Source organism: Nonomuraea angiospora, assembly GCF_014873145.1.
GTDB classification, from domain to species: domain Bacteria; phylum Actinomycetota; class Actinomycetes; order Streptosporangiales; family Streptosporangiaceae; genus Nonomuraea; species Nonomuraea angiospora.
In genome coordinates, this window is the sequence record NZ_JADBEK010000001.1 from 10,747,735 (window position 1) to 10,770,347 (window position 22,613).

Sequence of the window (22,613 nt, forward strand, 5' to 3'; positions counted from 1 at the left end):
ATGCGTCCCATACGCCTGGCCTGCGGTGTCATGGCAGCCCTGCTGGCCTCGGCCTGCGCCGCCACCGGAACGACCACCACCCCCGCCACAGCCCCCGACCGGCCCAACCCGACCGGTTACCTCGCCACAGCCGACCAGTCACTCCCCGTCGGCGGCACGCTCAACCTGGCCGTGCACATCGACAGCGGCGCCGCCACCGGCTACGACCCGCAGCTCGCCGACGTCGCCACCACCTGGCAGCTGCTCTCGCTGTCCTACGAGACGCTGGTCACGGTGGGCCCCGACTTCAGCGTGCAGCCCATGCTGGCCGACAAGTGGGACACCCCCGACCCCAAGACGTACGTCTTCCACCTGCGCGACGGCGTCACCTTCTCCAACGGCCGCGAGATGACGGCCGACGACGTGGTGGGCAGCCTGAAGCGGCTGCTGGCCTCCAAGTCGGTCTGGCGCGGCCAGCTCGGCCCGGTCAAGTCGGTCACCAAGGACGGCGACCGCGCGGTCAAGGTCACCCTGAGCGAGCCGTACACGCCGTTCCTGGCCGCCCTCGCCAACATCCCCGCCGCCGTCCTGCCCATGAAGGAGATCGACGACAAGTCGGTCGACCCGGCCAAGACGCTGCTCGGCACCGGCCCGTACGTGGTGGAGAACCACCGCCAGGACGTGTCGTGGACCTTCAAGCGCAACGACAAGTACTGGTCCAAGGGGAAGCCGGCCGCCGACGCCGTCAACGTGACGATCGCCCCCGAGGAGGCCGCGCGCATCGCCGCCCTGCAGAACGGCAGCGCCGCGCTGGCCACGCTGGGCAACGTCGACTCGGCGACCATGCTGGCCGGGGCGAAGAACGTCCAGGTCGTCACCCAGGCCACCACCGACTTCTACTACCTCATGCTCAACACCCAGGCGGCCGGCTCCAAGTTCGCCGACCCGAGGGTGCGCCAGGCCGTCGCCATCGCGCTCGACCCGAAGCAGATCGCCGACGTGGCGCTCGGCGGCAAGGGCAGGCCGACGGCCATCACCCCGGCGGGCCTGCCGGGCGCCTGCGACCCGGCCGCGCTGCCGTCGGCGTCCAAGAGCGTGGACGAGGCGAAGAAGCTGCTGGCAGACGCGGGCGCCCAGAACCTGACGTTCACGCTCAGCATCTTCTCCACCGAGCCCGCCCCGGCGGTCGCCCAGGTGATCCAGCAGAACCTCCAGCAGGCCGGCATCACCGTGAAGATCGAGCAGCTCGACGAGGCGAGCTGGTCGGGCAAGGTGTACGGCAAGGCGCCCGCCGAGTTCGACGCCGCGCTGTCCTGGTTCGCCGGCTACGCCGACCCCGGCATGGTCACCAAGTGGTGGAACCCGGAGACGGCCGGCTTCAACGTCGGCTTCATGAAGCCGGACAAGGAGCTGAACACCCTCATTGACGCGGCCGGCAAGGAGCCCGCGGGAGCCGCCCGCGACAAGGCGCTGGCGGCCGTCTGCGCCAAGGCCGACACCGACGCGCAGATGATCCCGCTGGTCACCCGCCCGGCCACGATCGCGTTCCGGACCGACGCGCTCAGCCCCAGCCTGTACGCCACCGAGGGGTACGGCAACGTGCTGCGCCTGATCGCCGACGCCCGCGTGAAGAAGACCCAGTAGCCATGCGCCTGCTGATGTGGTGGGCCGGCCGGGCGCTCAGCTCGGCCGCCACGCTCCTGGGCGTCTCCGTGCTGATCTTCACGGCGGTGCGCCTGATGCCCGGCGGTTTCGCGGAGACCGTGCTGGGCCCGTTCGCCACGGCCGAGCAGAAGGCGGAGCTGGCCACCCGCTACGGGCTCGACCAGCCGGTGTTCATGCAGTACGGGCACTGGCTGGCCGCCGTCGCGGGCGGCGACTTCGGCATCTCGATGATCAGCCGCCAGCCGGTCGGCGCGGAGCTCCTGGCCCGGCTGCCGGTGACCGGCGAGCTGACCGTGCTGGCCGTGGCCGCCAGCGCGCTGGCGGGGGTGCCCCTGGGCGTGCTCACCGCCGTGCGCTCCCGGCCGGGCGGCGGCGGCGCGGCGGGGCGGCTGCTCAGCGGGCTCGGCGTCAGCGTGCCGGAGTTCGTGCTGGGCAGCCTGGTCGTGTTCGTCTTCTCCCGGTACGCGCTCGGACTGGAGGTCGGCACGTGGGTGCCGTTCACCCAGGACCCGGCCGCGAACCTCGCCACGATGGTGCTGCCGGCCGCCGTCCTGTCGGTGTTCGCCATCTCCGTCACCGCCAGGACCACCCGGGACGCCGTGCTCGGCGTGCTGGTCGAGCCGTACGTCACGGCCGCCGTCGGGCGCGGCGAGTCGCCGTGGTTCATCGTCCGGCACCACATCCTGCGCAACGCCGCCACCCCCGTGGTGACGCTGCTCGGCACCATCACCGCGTACCTGCTGGGCGGGGCGCTCATCGTGGAGCACGTGTTCAACCTGCCGGGCGTCGGCTCCTACATCGTGCAGGCCGTCGGCCGCCGCGACTACGCCGTCGTACAGGCGGGCGTGCTGCTGGCGGCGGCGGTGTTCATCGTGATGAACGTGCTGATCGACTTGCTCGTCGGGGTCCTGGACCCGAGGCTGGGCGTGCTGGCGGGGAGGCGTTCATGAGGAAGCTGGACCGGCTGTCCATCGGCGGGCTCGTCTGCCTGGCGGTCCTGGTGGTGTTCGCGCTGGGCTCGCTGGTCGGAGCCGGGGGAGACCCGGACGCGATCGTCGGGCCGCGCCTGCAGCCGCCGGGGCCCGGCTGGTGGCTGGGCACCGACAACCTGGGCCGCTCGGTGCTGCCGCGCGTCATGGAGGGCGTGGGCACGACGCTGCTGCTGTCGTCCGTCGCCGTGCTGGTGACGGCGGCGCTGAGCGCCACGTTCGGCATCATCGCCGGCTACCGCGGCGGCTACCTGAACGAGCTGGTGATGCGCCTGGTGGAGGTGCTCTACTCCTTCCCCGCCATCGTGCTCGCGATCCTGGTCGCCGCGGTGCTCGGCCCCGGGCAGACGGCGGCGCTGGCCAGCATCGTGCTGGTGACGATCCCGCTGATGACCCGGCTGGTGCGGGCCGCCGCCGTGGCCGTGTCGCAGCGCGACTACGTCACCTCGGCCGTCATCAGCGGGGCCGGGCTGCCGCGCGTGCTCGGGCGGCACGTGCTGCCCAACGTGGCGGGCACGATCGCGGTGCAGGGCACGTACGCGCTGTCGGTCGGGATCGCGGTCGAGGGCGGGCTGAGCTTCCTCGGGTTCGGCGTGCAGCCGCCGCAGGCCTCGCTCGGCGTGCTGATCCAGCAGGGCGGCACCTACATGATCGCCGCGCCCTGGCTGATCCTCGGCCCCGGGGTCGTGCTCGTGGCGGCGATCCTGGCGATCAACGTGGTGGGCGACGGGCTGCGCGACCGGCTCGAACCCCGGGAGACGAGGTCTTTGACTTGACTTCCTTCCCACGGCCGAAGCCAGGGAACTCCGGCCCTCACAGGTCGGATCTTCCTGCTTCACCGCCAGCCGCCCGCCAGAGAGAAGGACTCCCCTTGAGGTCTTACACCGGCTCCACAGGCGTTTCACCTCTCCGCCAGCCCGGCGGCGAGGGCATTGCAGGACACACAGGTGACGGCTTGGTTATCGCCGCCTCACACACTGTAGCGAACCTCGTGATGCCGCGAGGCGCTTTCTCCTCGGGTCTCAATGCCGGGGCAGTCATGGTGGAGGAGGTTTGATGAGCCTGCTCACGGTGCGGAACCTGGTGATCGACTACGCCGGGACCAGGGCGCTGGACGGCGCCGACCTGGAGGTGGCGCAGGGGGAGACCGTCGGCCTGGTCGGAGAGAGCGGGTCCGGCAAGTCCACGCTCGGCTCCGCAGTCGGCCGGCTGCTGCCCAGGGCGGCCCGGCGCGGCGAGGGGGAGGTCGTGGTGGCCGGGGAGCCGGTGTTCGACCTGCCCGCCGACCGGCTGCGCCGCCTGCGCAGGAAACATCTCGGGTTCGTCTTCCAGGACCCGATCGCCTCGCTGAACCCGACCATGCGCGTCGGCGACCAGCTCCGCCTGGTGCTCGGGCGCGGCGCCGACGTGGGCTTCCACCTGGGGCGGGTCAAGCTCGACGACCCCCGCGTCATGCGGGCGTACCCGCACCAGCTCTCCGGCGGCATGGCGCAGCGGGTGGCCATCGCGATGGCCATGGCCACCGAGCCCGAGCTGCTCGTCGCGGACGAGCCGACCGCCGCGCTGGACAGCCAGGTGCGCGAGGAGGTGCTGAACGTGGTCTTCTCCCTGGCCGCCGCGGCCGGGACGAGCATCCTGTGGCTCAGCCACGACCTGCCCGCCGTCGCCCGCAGGTGCGACCGGGTCGCGGTCATGTACGGCGGCCGGGTCGTCGAGGCCGGGCCGGCCCGCGAGGTGCTGGGCAATCCCGCTCACCCCTACACGGCGGCGCTGGCCGGGTCGGCGCCCGCCGCCGCGGCCCACGGCGTCCGCCTGGAGCCCGTGCCCGGCCGCCCGCCCGTCCTCACCGGGCCGTCGCCGGGCTGCGCCTTCGCGCCGCGCTGCCCGTTCGCGGAGGAGCGCTGCGAGCACGAGCGCCCGGAGCCGGTCCGGGTGGGTAAGCAGGACGTGCTCTGCCACCGGGCGGAAGAGGTCGCGGCATGATTCTCGAACTCGACGACGTCACCGTCACTTTCGCCGCCGGGCCGCCGCTGCGGCGCATCCACCTGGACGCCATGCGGCACGTGTCCCTGTCCGTCGCGGCGGGGGAGACGCTGGGCCTGGTCGGCGAGTCCGGCTCGGGCAAGACGACCACCAGCCGGGTCGCGCTCGGCCTGCAGCGGCCGACGTCCGGAGCGGTCAGGTTCGACGGCCGGCCCTTCCCCAGGCGGCGGCGCGAGCTGGCGGGCCGGATGCAGGCCGTGCTGCAGCACCCGCACTGGTCGCTCAACCCGCGCATGCGCGTCGGCCAGAGCGTCGCCGAGCCGCTGGACGTGCTGGGCCGCCCGGCCAGCGACGCGGTCACCGAGATGCTGGAGCACGTGGGGCTGGAGGCGTCGTTCGCCTCCCGCTACCCCCATGAGCTGTCCGGCGGCCAGCGGCAGCGCGTCTCCATCGCCCGCGCGCTGGTCACCCGGCCCAGGTTCATCGTCTTCGACGAGGCCGTCAGCGCGCTGGACGTCTCCGTGCAGGTGCAGATCCTCAACCTCATCAAGGACCTGCAGGCCGAGTACGGCTTCAGCGCCCTGTTCATCTCCCACGACCTCGGCGCGGTCCGCTACGTCGCCGACCGGATCGCGGTCATGCGCAAGGGCGAGATCGTCGAGACCGCCGACACGGCCACGTTCTACTCGGCCCCCGCTCACGAGTATTCGAAACAGCTTCTGGAGGCATTGTGACCAGTGAGCCCCGGCTCGCCACCCCGTCCGCGTTCGCGCCCGGCGTGCCGCGCAACGCTGACCTGCCGCTCGCCCCGCAGGCCAGCCCCGGGCGCGGGTCGGTCGCGTTCGACCTGCCCGGCGTGCTCGTCGGCACGGCCGAGTACGCGGAGGGCCCCACCGGGTGCACCGTGATCCACGTACCGGCGGGCGCGCGCACAGCCGTGGACGCGCGCGGCGGCGCGGTCGGCATGAGCGGCGGGTACGACTACAACCACGCCATCTGCTTCGCCGGCGGCTCGGTGTACGGCCTGGCCGCCGCCGCGGGCGTGAGCGACGAGCTGCTGGCCCGCAGGGACAACCGGACCCGCTGGGACGACCTCCAGCTCGTGTCCGGCGCGGTGATCTACGACTTCTCGGCCAGGGAGACCGCCGTCTACCCGGACGGCGAGCTGGGCCGGGCCGCGCTGCGCAACGCCGTCGAAGGCGAGTTCCCGGTGGGCCGGTGCGGCGCGGGCCGCACGGCGAGCACCGGCAAGGTGGACTTCGGGCGGGCCGAGTTCGCCGGTCAGGGGGCCGCGTTCGGCACGTTCGGCGAGGCCAAGGTGCTGGTGGCGACCGTGGTCAACGCCGTCGGCGCGGTCGTCGACCGGCAGGGCGGGATCGTGCGCGGCAACTACCACGCCGAGGACGGCGCTCGCCGCCACCCCGGCGCCGACTACGCCGCGATGGTCGGCGACCCGGCCCCGGCCGTCATGGGCAACACCACGCTGACCGTCATGGTCACGAACGTGCAGCTGACCGACGTCGAGCTGCTCCAGGTGGGCCGCCAGGTGCACAGCTCCATGCACCGCGGCATCCAGCCGTTCCACACCATGAACGACGGCGACGTGCTGTTCGCGCTGACCACGGACGAGGTGGACCTGGTGAGCGTCAAGCCCACCGGCCTCGGGACGCTCGCGTCGGAGCTCGCCTGGGACGCGATCCTGAGCGCGGTGGAGTAGCCCCATGCACGTCTTCCCCCGTTACGCCGCCAAGGACCCGGCCCAGGCGATCGAGCTGGTCAGGCGCAACCCGTTCGCCCTGGTCGTCAGCATGGTGGACGGCGTGCCGGTCGCCACGCACGTCCCCGTCATCCTCGAGGGCGGCGCCCTCGAAGGCGGCGCCCTGCTCGGCCACATGGCCCGCGCCAACCCCCACTGGCGCTCCTTCGAGTCCGCGCCCGACGTGCTCGTGGTCTTCTCCAGCGCGCACGGGTACGTCTCGCCCACCGTGTACGCGACCGACCCGGCCGTCCCGACCTGGGACTACGCGGCCGTACACGTGACGGGACGGGTGGAGCTGATCGACGACGCGCTCGACGTGGTGGAGCGCACGGTCACGGCCCTGGAGGCGCTCCGCTCGCCCTCCTGGGAGCCGACCCCGGCGTCCAGGGAGAGGTTCGCCGCGCTCCTGCCGGGGGTAGTGGCTTTTCGGGTGCATGTGCATACCGAGAAGAGCATGTTCAAACTGAGCCAGGACATCGACGCCGAGCGGTACGCGCGCGTCCGCGCCTCGTTCGCGGCCGAGAACCCCAGGCTCGCCGACCTGATGGATGGTTCATGACTTTCCCCACTTTCACGTCGACGCAGATTGACCCCCGGGCCCGCGGCAAAGAACTCGGCACGCACCGGAGCGAGGCGATCCGCGCCAACCTCTCCGGCTACTCCGACCTGTTCACCGTCGCGGGCGCCACCGCGACGCAGGTCCGCTCATGGGGTGAGCTGGCCCTGGAGCGCACCGCCGACTGGGCGCCGCACCTGGCGGAGGAGATCGCGGGGATCGCGGGCGGCGCCGGCCTGGAGCCCTGGCAGGTCGCCGTCGTCAACGCCCGCACGGAGATCCTGGCCGCCATCGACGCGACCGGCGAGGGGGAGTGCTCCACCTCCGTCGTGCTGCCCGGGCCGGGGGAGGCGCCGCGCACGGTACAGACGTGGGACTGGCACGACCACCTGCGCGACGCGCCCATGCTCTGGGAGCTGGAGCCGCGTCCGGGGCACGTCGTGCGCACGTTCACCGAGGCCGGGGCGCTGGCCAAGATCGGGGTGAACACGGGCGGGCTCGGCATCCACTTCAACATCCTGCGCCACGACTCCGACACGGCCGACCTCGGCGTGCCCGTCCACCTGATCGCCCGCAGGATCCTGGACGAGGCCACCACGGTGGAGGAGGCCGCCGACATCGCGCGCTCGGCCACCGTCTCCGCCTCGACCGTCATCACGGCCGTGACCTCGTCGGACGCGGCCTCGATCGAGATCTCCCCGGCCGGGGTCGCGGTCATACCGCCGGAGCCCGACGGCGTGCTGCAGCACTGCAACCACTTCCTCGACCCCGCGCTGGCCAAGGACGAGCGGCATTCCACCGACCGGCCCAGCACGTACGCCAGGTTCCAGCACCTGCGGGCCAACACCGAGGGCCTGAGCAGCGACGACCACACCAAGCGGGCGCTGGCCATGCTCAGCCACGGCCCCGACGACGCGCCCGTCTGCGCCCACCCGGACCAGACGATGCCGATCAACCAGCGGTGGGAGACCGTCGCGACGATCGCGCTGGACGTCGTCGCCGCGCGGCTGCGGGTACACCAGGGCGGGCCGTGCCAGGTCACCGAGGCGACCTGGCAGACGTTCTGATCAGTGGAACGCGGCGATCCCCGTGAGCGCCTTGCCCAGGACCAGGGAGTGGATCTCGGACGTGCCCTCGTAGGTCAGCACCGACTCGAGGTTCACGGAGTGCCTGATCACCGGGTATTCGAGGGTGATGCCGCTCGCTCCGAGCAGCGTGCGGCACTTCCTGGCGATCTCCAGGGCCTCGCGCACGTTGTTCAGCTTGCCGGCGCTCACCTGCTCGGGGGTGATCGTCCCGGCCTCCTTCAGCCGGCCCAGGTGCACGGCCAGCAGCAGGCCCTTGCCCAGCTCCAGCGCCATGTCGGCGAGCTTCTCCTGGGTGAGCTGGAACGAGGCCAGCGGCCTGGCGAACACCTCGCGGTCGCCCGCGTACGCGATGGCCGTCTCCAGGCAGTCGAGCGCCGCCCCCATCGCCCCGAACACGATCCCGAACCGCGCCTCGTTCAGGCAGCCGAGCGGCCCCGACAGGCCCCGCGCGCCGGGCAGCAGGGCCGCGTCCGGCAGGCGCACCCCGTCGAGCACCAGCTCGCTCGTCACGCTCGCGCGCAGCGAGATCTTGTGCTTGACGTCGTTCACGGTGAAGCCCGGGGTGCCCGCCGGAACCAGGAAGCCCCTGACGCCCTCGTCCGTACGCGCCCACACCACCGCCACGTCCGAGACCGAGCCGTTGGTGATCCACATCTTGGTGCCGTTCAGCACCCAGTCGCCGCCCTCGCGCTTGGCCGTGGTCCGCATGCCGGCCGGGTCGGAGCCGAAGTCGGGCTCGGTCAGGCCGAAGCAGCCGATGCGCTCGCCGGCCGCCATCGCGGGCAGCCACTCCTGCTTCTGCTCCTCGCTGCCGTACTTCCAGATGGCGTACATCGCGAGGGACCCCTGCACCGAGACCAGGCTGCGCAGCCCGGAGTCGGCCGCCTCCAGCTCCAGGCAGGCCAGCCCGTACGAGACCGCGCCCATGCCCGCGCAGCCGTACCCCTCGAGGTGCATGCCGAGCACGCCCAGCGAGCCGAGCGTGCGGGCCAGCTCGCGGGCCGGCAGCTCCCCGGTCTCGAACCACTCCGCGACGTGCGGGCGGATCTCCCGGTCGCAGACGCGCCTGACCGTGGTCCTGATCTCGCGCTCCTCCTCAGTGAGCAGCGTGTCGAAGGCGAAGAGCGCGGTCGGGGTGGTCATCGGACAACCTCCGTATTTTGGATCCAATATTGAAAATCCAATATGGCACAGTTAGGGTTCGTTGACCATGGACGTTCTGAATCTCGCTGTTCTCAATCTCATTGGGGGCCGCTGGGTCGAGGGTGACGGCGAGGAGTTCGCCGACACCAACCCCGCCCGGCCCAGCGAAGTGGTCGCGCGGGGGCGGTTCGCCTCCGCCGCCGAGGTGGAGCGGGCCGTCGCCGCGGCCCGCGCGGCGGCGCCCGGGTGGGCGGCGACGCCCCACCACGCCCGCGCGGCGGTGCTCGTGGCCGCCGCCGACCTCGTGGACGCCGCCGCCGACGAGTGGGGCGCCGAGCTGGCCCGCGAGGAGGGCAAGACGCTGCCCGAGGCGGTCGCCGAGGTACGGGGCTCGGCCCGGATCCTGCGCTACTACGCGGGCGAGGCCGACCGCGAGAGCGGCGAGATCTTCGCCTCCCCGCGCCCCGGCGAGAACGTCCTCGTGGTCCGCAAGCCGATCGGCGTGGCCGGGCTGATCACGCCGTTCAACTTCCCGATCGTCATCCCCGCCTGGAAGATCGCGCCCGCCCTCAGCTACGGCAACACCGTCGTGTGGAAGCCGTCGTCGCTGGTGCCGCTGCTGGCCTACCGGCTGGCGCAGGCGCTGACGTCGGCGGGGCTGCCGGACGGTGTGCTCAACCTCGTGTACGGCGAGGCCGAGGCCGGCTCGGCCATCGTGGACCACCCCGGCGTGGACGCGATCTCCTTCACCGGCTCCACCGCGGTCGGGCGGGCCGTGATCGCGCGCTGTGGCGAGCTGGGCAAGCCGGTGCAGACGGAGATGGGCGGCAAGAACGCCTCCGTCGTGCTCGCCGACGCCGACCTCGACCACGCCGCCGAACAGGTCTGCCTCGGCGCGTTCCGCTCCACGGGCCAGAAGTGCACGGCCACCTCGCGGCTCGTCGTGGCCTCCCAGGTCGCGGACGAGCTGCTGGAACGGGTGACCGCACGGGCCGCGCGCCTCGTGGTCGGCGACCCCCTGTCGCCGGAGGTCGAGATGGGCCCGCTGGTCAGCTCGGCCGCCCGGGACCGGGTGACGTCCGGGGTCGCGCGGGCCGTGGACGAGGGGGCCAAGCCGCTGGCGGGCTCCTCCCCGTACGACGGCGAGGGCTGGTTCGTGCCGCCGACGGTGCTCGACCTGCCGGGGACCGGGGTGGACTTCTGGCGAACCGAGCTGTTCGGGCCGGTGGTCGGCGTGGTGCGGGCGTCGGGGACAGAGGAGGCTCTGGAGCTGGCCAACCTCAGCGACCACGGCCTGTCGGCGGCCATCTTCACCAGGGACCTGGGCGTGGCCCTGCGGGCGGTCGAGCGGCTGGACGTCGGCGTGCTGCACATCAACTCAGAGTCGGCCGGGACCTTCCCGTACGTGCCGTTCGGCGGGGTCAAGCAGAGCGGGTTCGGGCCCAAGGAGCAGGGGCGGGCGGCCCGCGAGTTCTTCACCCACACGATGACCGTCTACCTCGGGGCGCCGGCGTGAGCGAGCGTAGCGAGCGAACAATCAAACGCAGCACGGGTCCGGTCACGCGACCGACGAAGGAGGGCGCGTGACCGGTGGTGCTCTTTCGGGGCTCTTGGTGGCGGACTTCAGCCGGGTGCTGGCGGGGCCGTACGCCACGATGCTGCTGGCCGATCTGGGCGCGGAGGTGGTCAAGGTGGAGCGGCCGGGCGCGGGGGACGACACCCGCGCCTGGGGGCCGCCGTACGCGCCCGACGGCGAGGCCACGTACTTCCTCGGCGTCAACCGCAACAAGCGCTCGATCGCCCTCGACCTGCGCGAGGACGTCGAGGTCGCGCGGGCCCTGGCCGGCCGGGCGGACGTGCTGGTCGAGAACTTCCGGCCCGGCACGATGGACCGGCTCGGGCTCGGCTACCCGGCGCTGCGCGAGCTCAACCCCGGGCTGGTGTACTGCTCGATCACCGGGTTCGGGTCGGGACCCGGGGCCGGGCTGCCCGGCTACGACCTCATCGCGCAGGCGGTGGGCGGGCTGATGAGCGTCACCGGCGAGCCCGGCGGGCCCGGGACGAAGGCCGGCGTGGCGCTGGTGGACGTGATCACCGGCCTGCACGCCGGGCTGGGCATCCTGGCCGCGCTCCGCCACCGCGACACCACCGGCGAGGGGCAGCACGTCGAGGTCTCGCTGCTGTCGTCCCTGCTGTCGGCGCTCACCAACCACGCCTCCGCCTACGCCGCCGCCGGAGTGGTCCCCCAGGCGATGGGCAACCGGCATCCCAGCATCGTCCCGTACGAGGTCTTCGAGGCCGCCGACCGCCCGATCGTGATCGCGGCCGGCAACGACCGCCAGTTCCAGGCCCTCTGCGGGGCGCTGGACCGCCCGGACCTCGCCGGGGACCCCCGCTACGCCACCAACGCGGACCGGGTCGCCGGCCGCGTCGGGCTCGTCGCCGAGCTCAACGCGGCGCTGGCCGCCCGCACGGCCGACGAGTGGTTCGGTACGCTCACCGCCGCCGGGGTGCCCTGCGGCCCGATCAACGACCTGGCCGCCGCCTTCGCCCTGGCCGACGACCTCGGCCTCGAGCCCTCCGTACGGCTCGACGGCGTCGGCCAGGTCGCCAACCCCCTGCGGCTCAGCGCCACCCCGCCCTCCTACCGCCGCCGGCCGCCCCGGCTGGGAGAGGATGACGACTGGGTTCGTGAGATATTGGGGCGATGAGTTCGGACGAGGCACGACGCAGGCCGCCGACGGCCCAGCAGTTCGTGCTGGGCGAGCTCCGCCTTGCCATCACCACCGGGCGCCTGCGCCCCGGCGCCCCCATCCGGCAGGACGCGCTGGCCGAGGAGCTGCAGGTCAGCCGCGTCCCCCTGCGTGAAGCGCTCAAGACGCTCGAAGGCGAGGGCCTGGTCACCTACAAGGCGCACAAGGGCTACTGCGTCGCCATGCTCTCGCTCGACGACCTGCGCGAGGTCTACCGCATCCGCGAGCTGCTGGAGGAGGAGGCCGTCCGGCGGGCCGTCGAGCGCCTCACGGACGCCGACCTCGCCCGGCTGGAGTCGGCCCAGGAGGAGGTCGAGCGGGCCGCCGCGGCGGGCGACGTGCTGGCCATGGCGACGGCCAACCGGCTGTTCCACATGACGCTGTTCGAGTGCGCGGGCATGCCCCGGCTGGTGCGCCTCATCAGGACCCTGTGGGACACCACGGACGCCTACCGGTCGATGTACTACGGCGACGCGGGCAACCGGGAGCGGGTCGTCAAGGAGCACCGCGCCACCCTCGACGCCCTGCGCCGCCACGCGGCCGACGAGGCGGTGACGACGCTCGACGTCCACCGCGCCCACGCGGTCGCCGAGCTGGAGTCACTCCTCGGCCCCTCCTCATGACTGCATGGAGCCCCAGAAGGCGCAATTGCTGGCGTCGGCGGTGTCGGTCAGGTGGATGCCGTCGCGTCCCGGAGCCAGGCTGAGCACGTCGCCGGAGCCCTGGAAGAGCGGCCAGCGCGGGACCCAGGGGGCGTTCGGGTGGCCGTCGCGGGCGAACGACGTCCAGTAGCCGATCATGGCGTTGGACAGCCGCTGCTGCTCGGCGTTGAGCCGGTTGGGCGAACCGGGGAACAGGTAGAGCAGCTCCGTCGCGTGCTCGGCGCCCTCCTCGAAGCCGGGCACGTCCATCAGCGGCGGCGCGGCGCGGTCGGCGAACTGGTAGGCGTAGACCTTGACCCCGGCCCGGGCGAGCAGGGCGAAGGCGTCCTGGTGCGCGCAGGTGGCGAGCGGGCCGGTGCCGTGGGTCAGCATGGTGGCCAGCCCGATCCGCAGGTCGGGGTGGCCGGTGGCGGGATAGCGGGCCAGGACCTGGTCGGCGTTGGTCCCATATGTGCCGCGCACGAACTGCTCGTACTGTGCCCGTGTGATCGGCTTCGGATAGGTGAGACCGGTGTAGAGGCGCATCTCGTCGAGCGTGTTGCCGTGCATGACGGGCACGCGGTTGATCCGGCCGCTCTCCAGCGCGGCGCGCGGCTGCAGCGGCAGCACGTGGTCGCCGCCCGCGACCGGGTACGGATTGTGGCCCCGGAACGCCTCCAGCAGCGTCTTGACCGGCAGCGCCCGCAGGCAGGCGGCCGCCCCGGCGGCGCAGCCCACGGCCTCGGCGAACCTGGCCCCCTCGGCCTCCGCCTGCTCCGCGGTGCGCGTGGGGGAGGAGCAGCTGAAGCTCTGCACGATCGCCTTGTCGAACAGCCCGGCGGCGGTGGGCGAGGCCAGGTCGGCGCAGATGTCGGCGGCTCCGGCGGACTCCCCGAACAGCGTCACGTTGCGCGGGTCGCCGCCGAACGCCTCGATGTTGCGCCGCACCCAGCGCAGCGCCGCCTGCTGGTCGAGCAGCCCGTAGTTGCCGCTCTGGTAGCGCTCGCCCGTCTCGAGCGCGGGGTGCGCCAGCCAGCCGAGCGCGCCGAGCCGGTAGTTGACGCTCACGACCACGACGCCGCCCCGGGTCACCATCCTGGTCAGGTCGTAGGAGGCCGGGTTGCCGCCGGCGTTGCCGCCGCCGTGCAGCCACACCATGACCGGCCGGTCGCGGCCCCTGCGCGGCGCGGTGACGTTGAGGTAGAGGCAGTCCTCGCTGTACGACGTCCGGCCGCCGTAGGGTTCGACGAGTTGCGCGCACTGGCTGCCGAAGGCGGTCGCGTCGCGGACGTCGGTCCACGGCTTGGCCGGCTGCGGCGGGCGCCATCGGAGCGGGCCCGTGGGCGGCTCGGCGTACGGGATGCCGCGGAAGATCCGATGGTCCTTGCGCACCTCGCCTTTGACCATGCCCTTGTCGGTGCGCACCAGCGCGGACGGAGCCGACTGCGCGACGGCCGGAGTGGTGGTCATGACCAGGGAGAGCGCTGCCACCGCGGCGCGAACGAGTCTCACTGGGGCCCCCTGTGATTACTGTACGTAATTCTTCCGTTCCTGACCGTACACGAAGAGGGGGCGTGGAACTACTGATTTATGCGCCCGGCCAGGTCGGCCACGGCGCCCACGACCTCGTCGCCGGCCAGCATGACCAGGTCGTTGTGGCCCGCCCCGGCGACCTCCACGGTGGTGGCCCGCTCACCCGCCGCCTCGGCGACCGCCCTGCTGAGCCGCGGGGGCACGATCGTGTCGCGGGTGCCGTACACGACGACGACCGGCGCCCGCACCCGCCGGATGTCCTCCGCGACCGGGAAGCGGTCCCGCAGCAGCGTCCTGACCGGCAGGAACGGGTAGTTGGCCCGACCGGCGGCGGCCAGGTCGGTGAACGGGGAGCGCAGCACCAGGCCGCCGGGCGGGCGCTCCAGGGCGAGCCGGGTGACCACGGCCGCGCCCAGGCTCTCGCCGAAGTAGATGACACGGCTGTCGCCGAGGTGGTCGCGGGCGGCCAGGGCGTCCTGGCGCAGCCCCTCCTCCGTCGGGGTGCCGGGGTTGCCGCCGTAGCCGCGGTAGTCCATGAGGAGCACCGCGAACCCGCGGTCCGACAGCGCGCGGGCCAAGGGGGCGCGGTCGCGGCGGTTGCCCCCGTTCCCGCCCGCGATCAGGACGGTCACGCCGCGGGTGCCGGGGACGTACCAGGCCGCCAGCCGGAGCCCGTCGGCGGTGGTGAACGTGACGTCCCGCGCGCCCGGGACGACCTCGGCGGCGGGCGGCACGGGGGCGCTGTCGGGCAGGTAGATCAGCCGCCGCTGGAACACCCACAGCAGGGCGAGCAGCAGGAGCAGCACCGCGACCACCACGAGGGCGGCGCGCGTCAGCGTCGTCACCCTGCCACTATGCAACGCCGCCCGCCCCGGAGCGGGCCCCGGCTCAGCCGGAGACGACCCGGCCCGCCTGGACGACGTGGCGGAGGTGGGCAGCGTCGGCGAGGACGCCGATGTCGGCCAGCGGATCGCCGTCGAGCACGAGCAGGTCCGCGTGCGCCCCCACGGCCAGCGTGCCGACCTCGCCCGCCATCCCGACCAGCTCCGCCGCCCCGGCCGTCGCGGCCCGCAGCACGTCGATCGGCTGCTGCACCTCCCGCCGGAGCCGGAACTCGTGGTTCTGGTGCCGGTGCATGCCGCCCAGCAGGTCGGTCCCGTACGCCAGCCGCACCCCGCCGCGCGCGGCCCGCTCCAGCGCGGCCAGCCCGGCCTCCAGCACCTCGTCCACCTTGCGCCAGCTCCGCTCGGGCAGCCCGAACGTGCGCCCCTCCTCCTTGAGCGCCCAGTACGTCACCAGCGTCGGCACCAGGAACGCGTCGTGCCGCCGGAACAGCTCCACGCTCGTGTCGTCGATCAGGTTCCCGTGCTCGATCGAGCGCACCCCGGCCTCGAGCGCCCGGTTGACGGCCCTGGCGGTGTAGGCGTGCGCGGCGATGTACCGGTTGGCCGCCTCGGCCTCCTCGACGGCCGCGCGCAGCTCGTCCATGGAGTACTGGGTCGAGTCGATGCGGTCGGTCGGGGAGGCCACGCCGCCGGAGGCCATGACCTTGATGTGGTGCGCGCCCTTGCGCAGCTCGTCGCGGGCGGCGACGCGTACGGCGTCGACCCCATCGGCCACGCGGCCGACGCCGGCGCAGCACGGGTGGTCGTCCTGCTGGTGCTCGCCCCGGCCGCGGAAGTCGGCGTGGCCGCCGGTCTGGCTCAGCCCCTTGCCGCAGAACAGCAGCCGCGGCCCCCGGATCAGCCCCTCCGCCTGCGCGTCCGCCAGCCCGAAATCGGCGCCGGAGGCGTCGCGCACGGTGGTGAAGCCCCGGTCGAGCATCCCGCCCATGATCTGGGCGCTGTGCGCGGCGACGTAGGAGGGGGACATGGAGCCGAGCGTGCCGAGGTTCGCGGTGGAGGCGGTGACGTGGACGTGCGCGTCGATGAGCCCCGGCACCACGTGCGCCCCGGCGGCGTCGATCACCCGCGTGCCGTCCGGCGCGCTCAGCCGGGGTCCCGTCTCGACGACCCGGCCGTCCGCGCAGCGCAGGTCGCCCTCGGCGTACTCGCCGCTCGTCACGTCCAGGATCAGGGCGTTACGCAACAGCAGATTCACGCGGCACCTCCGCGAAGAGCCGGGACGGCGAGCGGCGCGAGCGAGCGCGCCACGGCCACCGACTCCTCGTCATAGCTTCCCTCGGCGTCGAGGATGTTCAGCACGCCGAGCACCTCCCCCTGGTCGACCACGGGGACGTTGATGATCGTCCCGCAGCCCAGGCTCTCGATCAGCTCGTGGTCGGCGAAGATCTCCCGCACCGCGGCCCGGTCCTTGCCGAAGTACGGCTCCCGGCCCTCGATGCACCGCGCCAGCCAGCCCTGGGCGACCTCCACGGTCTTCTCGCCGCCCACCGGGTACTGCTCGGGGTGGCTGGTGTGGACGCGGCGCAGCGCCCGCCGTTCCGGCACCCAGGCCAGGACCGTGAACAGCCGCACTCCCACCTCCCGCCGCACGGTCTCTTCGAGCTCGCTCAATCCGGTCATCTGCTCGCCTCCTTGGCGGGTTCCGTCAGTTCCTCAAGTGATCGCCCGGCCGTGGCCAGGCCGAACACGACCACGCACACCACCCCGGCCACCAGCACCGCCGTCGTCAGGCCGAACACCCCGCCGAAGCCGAGGTTCGCCGCCGACAGCCCGATGATCGTCGGCGCCAGGATGCTGCCGACCCGGCCGAACGCGCTCGACAGGCCCGTTCCGGTGGCGCGGATCCAGGTGGGGAAGACCTCGGGGGTGTAGGAGTAGACGCCCGCGTACGTGCCGTTCAGGAAGAACGACAACACCGCGCCCGCGAGCGTGATCGTGGCGGGCGTGTCCATCTGCGACAGCCAGAACGCGCTGACCGCCGAGCCGGACAGGTAGATCGCGATGGTGTTCTTGCGGTCGAGCCGCTCCGACAGCCAGGCCGCGGAGAAGTAGCCGGGGACCTGCGCCAGGTAGATGATGATCGAGAACTCGAAGCTCTTGGTCACCGTGATGCCGCGCTGCACGAGCAGGGTGGGGATCCACGAGAAGAACCCGTAGTACGAGAACGTGATCACGAACCAGATCAGCCACGTCACGGCCGTCCGCCTGGCCATGACCGGGCTCCACAGGAACCGCAGCGCGCTGAGCAGGTTGACCTTCACCGGGTTGGTGACAGGCTGGGCGGCCGACTCGGGCACCGGCGGGAGCGGCTGGCCGGTGGCCCGCTCGACGCGGCGTTCGAGGTCGGCGACCACCGCCTCGGCCTCGTCCACGCGGCCGTTCTGCAGCAGGAAGCGCGGCGACTCGGGCAGCGAGCGGCGCCACCACAGCAGCATGACGATCGGCAGCGCGGTGATCAGCTGCGCGATCCGCCAGCCGTCGTCCATCGTCGGGACCACGAAGCGGCCGATCAGCGCCGCCATCACGAACCCGAACGAGAAGAACCCGGCCAGCGCGCCGATGAACCAGCCGCGCCGCTTCGCCGGCACGAACTCCGACAGGAACGGCGCGATGATCGCGCTCTCCGCGCCCGCGCCGGCCCCGGCCAGCACCCGGGAGGCCAGGAAGACCTCGTAGTTCGGGGCGAACGCGGCGACCACGGAGAAGGCGGCGTAGAAGGCGAGCGCGTACATCATGACCTTCTTGCGGCCGATGCGGTCGCCGAGCAGGCCGGCGACGGTCGCGCCGAACAGGAACCCGAACGGGGTCGCGGACCCGATGAGGCCGAGCTGGCCGTTGGACAGGCCCCATGCGTCCTGCGCGCTGGGGAGCAAGAATGCCACGACGGCCGAGTCCATGCCGTCGAAGGTGTAGCCGAGGCCGCCGATGAGGAGGAGCAGGTAGTGAGGGCGGCTCAGCGGGAGCCGGTCCAGACGGGCCAACAGGGTCATAGAGCACACCTTTCCCGAGGTCATGGCCCTTCAGGTCGATTGCGCAGCAACATATAGTGCGAAATATCCGAAATGCAATGGTCTTTGCAGAATGACGGTGGAGAGTGACACGGTGACAGAGCGGGTCGCGGACAGCTTCGAGGACTGGTTGCGCACCCGGGTGCCCCCGCGCGGGCTGCGCGGCAAGGCGGCCGCGGTGCTGGAGATCCTGCTCTCCCAGCCGCGGCGGGCGTCGTTCGAGTCCGCGGCGGAGCTGGCGCAGGTCGCTGGGGTGAACGTGGCGACCGTGACGCGTACGGCGCAGGCGCTCGGGTTCGCCGGGTGGCCGGCGCTCCAGCAGGAGCTGCGGGCGCGCTACCTGTCCTCGCTGAGCGCCGGCCAGGTGGCCGCCGAGCACCATGGCAACGGCTCGCCCAGCTCCCGCTCGCTCCGGCGCGACCTGGACAGCCTCGCGCTGCTGAACCGCCGCCTCGACGAGGGCGTCCTGCTCACGATCGCCGAGGCCGTCGCGGCGGCGGGCCGTACCGTGATCGTCGCCGACGGCAGCTACGCGGCCGTCGGGCTGGCCCTCGCCCACAACGCCCGCCTGGCGGGCTATCCCGTCGCGGCCGTGACCAACGGCGACGCGGAGCTGGCCAACGCGGTGGCCGCGCTCGGCGCCGGGGACGTGCTGGTGGCGATCAGCTTCTGGCGCCTGTACGAGAGCACGGTCCTGGCCGCGAACGTGGCCCGCTCGCGCGGGGTGCGGGTGTTCGCCCTCACGGACGCGGCCAGCCCCGCGCTGGCCGAGGCGGCCGAGGAGGTGGTCATGGTGCCGGCGGAAGGGGAGGCGTTCTTCCCGTCGCTGACGGCGGGCATGGCGGTCGCCCAGGCCCTGGTCACCCAGCTCGCCGCCGTGGACCCGGCCCGCACCGGGGCCTCGATCGAGGCGGCGGAGGCCATGTGGACGCGCTTCGGCCTGCTGCACCGCCGCCCGGCCACCCCTACACCCCCCAGTCCGCCGAGCGCTTAGTTAAGCGAGCCTTGCCTATTCGAGAACGCCTGTAACAAAATCGGTTCCAGGCGGAAACCCTCGAAGCGCGGAGGCTCACACATGACGATCACCGCCGAACCGGCGGCCCCCGTGGCGTCCCCGCCCGAGGACGACGGGCCCGCCCCCGACCGCGCCGCGTTACTGGCGCTGCTCGCCCCCATCCGTCCGAGGCTGGTCGCCGCCGCCGTGCTCCAGGTGGTGTACGCCGTCTCGGCGCTCGTGCCGTTCGTGTGCGTGGCCGAGCTGGCCCGGGTGCTGCTGGGCCCGGCCCCCGAGACCGGCCGGGTCTGGCTGATCGCCGGGATCGCGGTGGCCGGGCTGCTGGTCAGGTTCACGTCGTTCGGCCTGGCCGGGGCGATCACCCACTTCGCGGACGCCGACCTGCAGCTCCACCTGCGCCGCCGGATGGCCGCGCACCTGTCGCGGGTGCCGCTGGGCTGGTTCGGCGAGCGCAACTCGGGCCAGGTCAAGAAGGTCCTGCAGGACGACGTGCGCGAGATGCACCACCTCGTCGCGCACGCCCTGCTCGACCTGCTCGCGGCCGTGGTGACCCCGCTGGCCGCGCTCGCCTACCTGCTGTACGTCGACTGGCGGCTCACGCTCGTCGTGCTCGTCCCGGTGCCGCTGTTCGCCGTCGCGTTCGCGGTCATGATGCGCGGCTACGACGAGCAGATGCGCCGCTGGAGCGAGGCGAACACCAGGATCAGCGCGGCCGTGGTCGAGTTCGTGCAGGGGATCGCGGTGATCAAGACGTTCGGGCAGGCCAGACGCTCCTACCGGCGCTTCGCCGAGGCCGCCGACGACTTCGCCGAGTTCTTCGGCGCCTGGGTGCGGCCCATGCTCAGGCTCAGCGGCGTCTCGAACGCGCTCATCTCGCCCCCGACCATGCTGCTCGTGGCCACCGCGGGAGGCGTCGTGTTCGCCGCGAACGGCTGGCTGGCGCCGGTGGACGTGCTGCCGTTCGTGCTGGTCGGGGTGGCGCTGACGGCGCCGTTCCTCACCCTGGACATGGGCTCGATGCGGCTGCGGCGCGCGGCCGAGTCGGCCGGGCGGGTGGCCGCGCTGCTGGCGACGCCGCCGCTGCCCGAGCCCGCCGAGCCGACCCGCCCGCACGGCCACCGGGTGGAGTTCCACGACGTGTCGTTCTCCTACGACGGGAGCACGCCGGTGCTGCGCGGCGTGGACCTGACGCTGGCGCCCGGCACCGTGACCGCGCTGGTCGGGCCGTCGGGCTCGGGCAAGTCCACGCTGGCCAAGCTGCTGCCCCGCTTCTACGACCCCGGCGCGGGCCAGGTGACGGTGGGCGGCGTGGACGTGCGCGACATCGGCTCCGCCGAGCTGTACCACCACGTCGGCTTCGTCCTGCAGGACGTGCAGCTCCTGCGCGCGTCCCTCGCGGACAACATCGCGCTCGGCCGCCCCGGCGCGGGGCGCGAGGAGGTCGAGCGGATGGCCCGCGCGGCCCAGATCCACCACCGGATCACGGAGCTGCCGCGCGGCTACGACTCGGTGATCGGGGAGGACGCCCACCTGTCGGGCGGCGAGGCGCAGCGCGTGTCGATCGCCCGCGCCCTGCTGGCCGACGCGCCGATCCTGGTGCTGGACGAGGCCACCGCGTTCGCCGACCCGGAGTCGGAGTCGGCCATCCAGGACGCGCTGTCCACGCTGGTGGCCGGGCGCACGCTGCTGGTCATCGCGCACCGGCTCGGCACGATCACCGGCGCCGACCAGATCGCGGTGCTCGACGGCGGCCGGATCGTCGAGCGCGGCACCCATGACGAGCTCCGCGCGGCCGGCGGGCTCTACACCCGGCTGTGGGCGGCCCACGTACGCGACGACGATCGGGATTGGACCCGGGCATGATCGGAGAACTGGGCGCCGTACTCGGCCCCGAGCACGGGGCGCGCCTGCGCCGCAGCCTGCTCGCGATGACCGTGTACGGCGTGCTGCAGGGCGCGTCGTTCGCGATGCTCGTGCCGGTGCTGCGCGCGCTGCTGTCCGGCGAGGCCGCCGGAGCGTGGCTCGCGGCCTTCGCCGCCGTGGTCGCGGCCACCGCCGTCGCCTCCTACCTGCAGTCGCAGTACGGATACGCGGTCGGCCTGGCCGCCCTGCGCACGCTCTACCACCGGATGGGCGACCACGTGGCCGGGCTGCCGGTCGGCTGGTTCAGCGCCGACCGGGTGGGCCGGCTCGGACAGCTCGCGGGCAAGGGCGTCATGGACGTGATGAGCGTGCCCGCCCACCTGCTCCAGGTCGTGGTGACCTCGGTGACCGCGCCGGCGACCGTGCTGGTGTGCATGTTCGTCTTCGACTGGCGGCTGGGGCTGGCGGCCCTGGTCACGGCGCCGTTCCTGTGGCTGGCGTTCCGCTGGACGCAGACCCTGGTGCAGCGGAGCGACACGGCGATGGACGACGCGGGGGCCGAGGGGGCCGACCGCGTGGTGGAGTTCGCCCGGCAGCAGGCGTCCCTGCGGGCCTTCGGGCGCACGGCGGACGGCTACGACCTGCTCGACGGCGCGCTGGTGCGGCAGCGGTCGGCGCTGCGGCGCCTGCTGCGGACCACGCTGCCCGGCCTCGGCGCGGTCGCGCTGACCGTGCAGCTCGCCTTCACCGCGATCCTGCTGGTGGGCTGCTCGCTGGCGCTCGGCGGCGCGGTGGACGTGCCGGAGCTGGTCGGGGTGCTGGTCCTGGCCGTGCGGTTCACCGAACCGCTGCTCGCCGCCGCCGACGTGGGCGGCGAGCTGCGCATGGCACGCGGCGCGCTGCGGCGCATCCGCGACGTCCTGACCACGCCGCCGCTGCCGTCCGGCGGGACGGCGCGGGCCGGCGAGCCGTCGATCGAGCTGGACGGGGTGAGCTTCGCCTACGACGAGCGGCCGCTGCTGCGGGGGGTGAGCTTCACCGTCGCGCCCCGCACGGTGACCGCGCTGGTCGGGCCCTCCGGGTCCGGCAAGACCACGCTCACCCGTCTCATCGCCCGCTTCTGGGACGCCTCCGCCGGCTCGGTCCGGGTCTGCGGGAACGACGTGCGCGACTACCCGCCCGAGGACCTGATGGCCCAGCTGTCGATCGTGTTCCAGGACGTCTACCTGTTCGAGGGCACGCTGGAGGACAACATCCGGCTGGGGCGGCCGGACGCGACGGACGAGGAGGTCCGCGAGGCGGGCCGGCTGGCGCGGGTCGAGGAGATCGCCGAGCGGCTGCCCGGCGGCTGGCAGGCGCGGATCGGCGAGGCAGGGGCGACCCTGTCCGGGGGCGAGCGCCAGCGGGTGTCCATCGCCCGCGCGATCCTCAAGGACGCCCCGATCGTCCTGCTGGACGAGGCCACCGCCGCGCTGGACCCGGAGAACGAGTCCGCCCTGATGGACGCGCTGGCCACGCTCGCCCGCGACCGGACGCTGCTGGTGATCGCGCACCGGCTGAGCACGATCGCCGCCGCCGACCAGATCGTCATGCTGGAGGGCGGCGTGATCGCCGAGCGCGGCACCCATCAGGAGCTGTTGGAGGCGGGCGGCCGGTACGCTGCGTTCTGGGAGGAACGCGCGCGGGCCCGCGGCTGGCGCCTCGTACGCGCCTGACCGGTGGGCGGCGCGACG

Annotated in this window: 20 protein-coding genes; 14 read left to right on the forward strand and 6 right to left on the reverse strand. The window is 73.0% G+C overall.

Translation table 11 applies throughout. The features are described 5' to 3' along the window. From H4W80_RS49525 to H4W80_RS49560, 8 genes are all read left to right on the forward strand, one after another. Positions 1 to 1,623 carry an ABC transporter substrate-binding protein gene (locus H4W80_RS49525; RefSeq protein WP_192791422.1) on the forward strand — a complete coding sequence of 541 codons (1,623 nt, stop codon included), beginning with the start codon at positions 1 to 3 and terminating at the stop codon, positions 1,621 to 1,623. Positions 1,624 to 1,625: 2 nt separating this feature from the next. Further along, the gene (locus H4W80_RS49530; protein ID WP_192791423.1) at positions 1,626 to 2,594 is read left to right on the forward strand and encodes an ABC transporter permease; all 969 of its coding nucleotides are present in this window, start codon (positions 1,626 to 1,628) and stop codon (positions 2,592 to 2,594) included. Further along, complete coding sequence (locus H4W80_RS49535; RefSeq protein WP_185072287.1) at positions 2,591 to 3,409, forward strand: ABC transporter permease; 819 nt, start codon at positions 2,591 to 2,593, stop codon at positions 3,407 to 3,409. The genes H4W80_RS49530 and H4W80_RS49535 overlap by 4 nt, the downstream gene beginning before the upstream one ends. A gap of 280 nt (positions 3,410 to 3,689) precedes the next feature. After that, positions 3,690 to 4,616 (forward strand): ABC transporter ATP-binding protein, encoded by a 927-nt coding sequence (locus H4W80_RS49540; RefSeq protein WP_225964098.1) that lies wholly within the window; start codon positions 3,690 to 3,692, stop codon positions 4,614 to 4,616. Next, entirely contained in the window at positions 4,613 to 5,350 is a 738-nt protein-coding gene (locus tag H4W80_RS49545) for an ABC transporter ATP-binding protein (RefSeq protein WP_192791425.1), read from the forward strand. The genes H4W80_RS49540 and H4W80_RS49545 overlap by 4 nt, the downstream gene beginning before the upstream one ends. Next, positions 5,347 to 6,333: a P1 family peptidase gene (locus tag H4W80_RS49550; protein WP_318787418.1), complete on the forward strand. Its 987-nt coding sequence runs from the start codon at positions 5,347 to 5,349 to the stop codon at positions 6,331 to 6,333. Before H4W80_RS49545 ends, H4W80_RS49550 begins: the two co-directional genes overlap by 4 nt. 4 nt (positions 6,334 to 6,337) lie before the next feature. After that, a complete protein-coding gene (locus tag H4W80_RS49555; RefSeq protein ID WP_192791426.1) occupies positions 6,338 to 6,934 on the forward strand; it encodes an FMN-binding negative transcriptional regulator in 597 nt (198 codons plus the stop codon). Further along, entirely contained in the window at positions 6,931 to 7,998 is a 1,068-nt protein-coding gene (locus tag H4W80_RS49560) for a C45 family autoproteolytic acyltransferase/hydrolase (RefSeq protein ID WP_192791427.1), read from the forward strand. The genes H4W80_RS49555 and H4W80_RS49560 overlap by 4 nt, the downstream gene beginning before the upstream one ends. Here the strand turns inward: H4W80_RS49560 and H4W80_RS49565 are convergent, their stop codons facing one another. After that, positions 7,999 to 9,162 carry an acyl-CoA dehydrogenase family protein gene (locus H4W80_RS49565; RefSeq protein ID WP_192791428.1) on the reverse strand — a complete coding sequence of 388 codons (1,164 nt, stop codon included), beginning with the start codon at positions 9,160 to 9,162 and terminating at the stop codon, positions 7,999 to 8,001. A gap of 67 nt (positions 9,163 to 9,229) precedes the next feature. Here H4W80_RS49565 and H4W80_RS49570 point away from each other — a divergent pair, with 67 nt between their 5' ends. The 3 genes from H4W80_RS49570 (at position 9,230) to H4W80_RS49580 (ending at position 12,538) form a co-directional block, all read left to right on the forward strand. After that, on the forward strand, positions 9,230 to 10,678 hold the full coding sequence (locus tag H4W80_RS49570) for an aldehyde dehydrogenase family protein (RefSeq protein ID WP_192791429.1): 1,449 nt from the start codon (positions 9,230 to 9,232) through the stop codon (positions 10,676 to 10,678). Between the two features lie 67 nt (positions 10,679 to 10,745). Next, on the forward strand, positions 10,746 to 11,873 hold the full coding sequence (locus tag H4W80_RS49575) for a CaiB/BaiF CoA transferase family protein (RefSeq protein WP_192791430.1): 1,128 nt from the start codon (positions 10,746 to 10,748) through the stop codon (positions 11,871 to 11,873). Next, positions 11,870 to 12,538 carry a GntR family transcriptional regulator gene (locus H4W80_RS49580; protein ID WP_192791431.1) on the forward strand — a complete coding sequence of 223 codons (669 nt, stop codon included), beginning with the start codon at positions 11,870 to 11,872 and terminating at the stop codon, positions 12,536 to 12,538. Before H4W80_RS49575 ends, H4W80_RS49580 begins: the two co-directional genes overlap by 4 nt. Here the strand turns inward: H4W80_RS49580 and H4W80_RS49585 are convergent. The 5 genes from H4W80_RS49585 to H4W80_RS49605 all read right to left on the reverse strand — a co-directional run bounded on the left by H4W80_RS49585 (position 12,533) and on the right by H4W80_RS49605 (position 17,984). Then, positions 12,533 to 14,068, reverse strand: coding sequence for a carboxylesterase/lipase family protein (locus H4W80_RS49585; protein WP_318787419.1), 1,536 nt, complete (start codon positions 14,066 to 14,068; stop codon positions 12,533 to 12,535). The genes H4W80_RS49580 and H4W80_RS49585 overlap by 6 nt on opposite strands. Positions 14,069 to 14,136: 68 nt before the next feature. After that, the gene (locus H4W80_RS49590; protein ID WP_318787420.1) at positions 14,137 to 14,934 is read right to left on the reverse strand and encodes an alpha/beta hydrolase; all 798 of its coding nucleotides are present in this window, start codon (positions 14,932 to 14,934) and stop codon (positions 14,137 to 14,139) included. Between the two features lie 43 nt (positions 14,935 to 14,977). Next, positions 14,978 to 16,189 carry a metal-dependent hydrolase family protein gene (locus tag H4W80_RS49595; protein ID WP_192791432.1) on the reverse strand — a complete coding sequence of 404 codons (1,212 nt, stop codon included), beginning with the start codon at positions 16,187 to 16,189 and terminating at the stop codon, positions 14,978 to 14,980. Continuing rightward, positions 16,186 to 16,614, reverse strand: coding sequence for a GAF domain-containing protein (locus tag H4W80_RS49600; RefSeq protein WP_192791433.1), 429 nt, complete (start codon positions 16,612 to 16,614; stop codon positions 16,186 to 16,188). Before H4W80_RS49600 ends, H4W80_RS49595 begins: the two co-directional genes overlap by 4 nt. Continuing rightward, complete coding sequence (locus tag H4W80_RS49605; RefSeq protein ID WP_192791434.1) at positions 16,611 to 17,984, reverse strand: MFS transporter; 1,374 nt, start codon at positions 17,982 to 17,984, stop codon at positions 16,611 to 16,613. The genes H4W80_RS49600 and H4W80_RS49605 overlap by 4 nt, the downstream gene beginning before the upstream one ends. Before the next feature lie 112 nt (positions 17,985 to 18,096). On the opposite strand from H4W80_RS49605, the gene H4W80_RS49610 reads away from it, so the two are divergent. From H4W80_RS49610 to H4W80_RS49620, 3 genes are all read left to right on the forward strand, one after another. Continuing rightward, positions 18,097 to 18,996: a MurR/RpiR family transcriptional regulator gene (locus H4W80_RS49610; RefSeq protein WP_318787421.1), complete on the forward strand. Its 900-nt coding sequence runs from the start codon at positions 18,097 to 18,099 to the stop codon at positions 18,994 to 18,996. An 81-nt stretch (positions 18,997 to 19,077) separates the two neighbouring features. Next, positions 19,078 to 20,880, forward strand: coding sequence for an ABC transporter ATP-binding protein (locus H4W80_RS49615; RefSeq protein WP_192791436.1), 1,803 nt, complete (start codon positions 19,078 to 19,080; stop codon positions 20,878 to 20,880). Further along, complete coding sequence (locus H4W80_RS49620; RefSeq protein ID WP_192791437.1) at positions 20,877 to 22,595, forward strand: ABC transporter ATP-binding protein; 1,719 nt, start codon at positions 20,877 to 20,879, stop codon at positions 22,593 to 22,595. The genes H4W80_RS49615 and H4W80_RS49620 overlap by 4 nt, the downstream gene beginning before the upstream one ends. Positions 22,596 to 22,613: the final 18 nt, after the last annotated feature.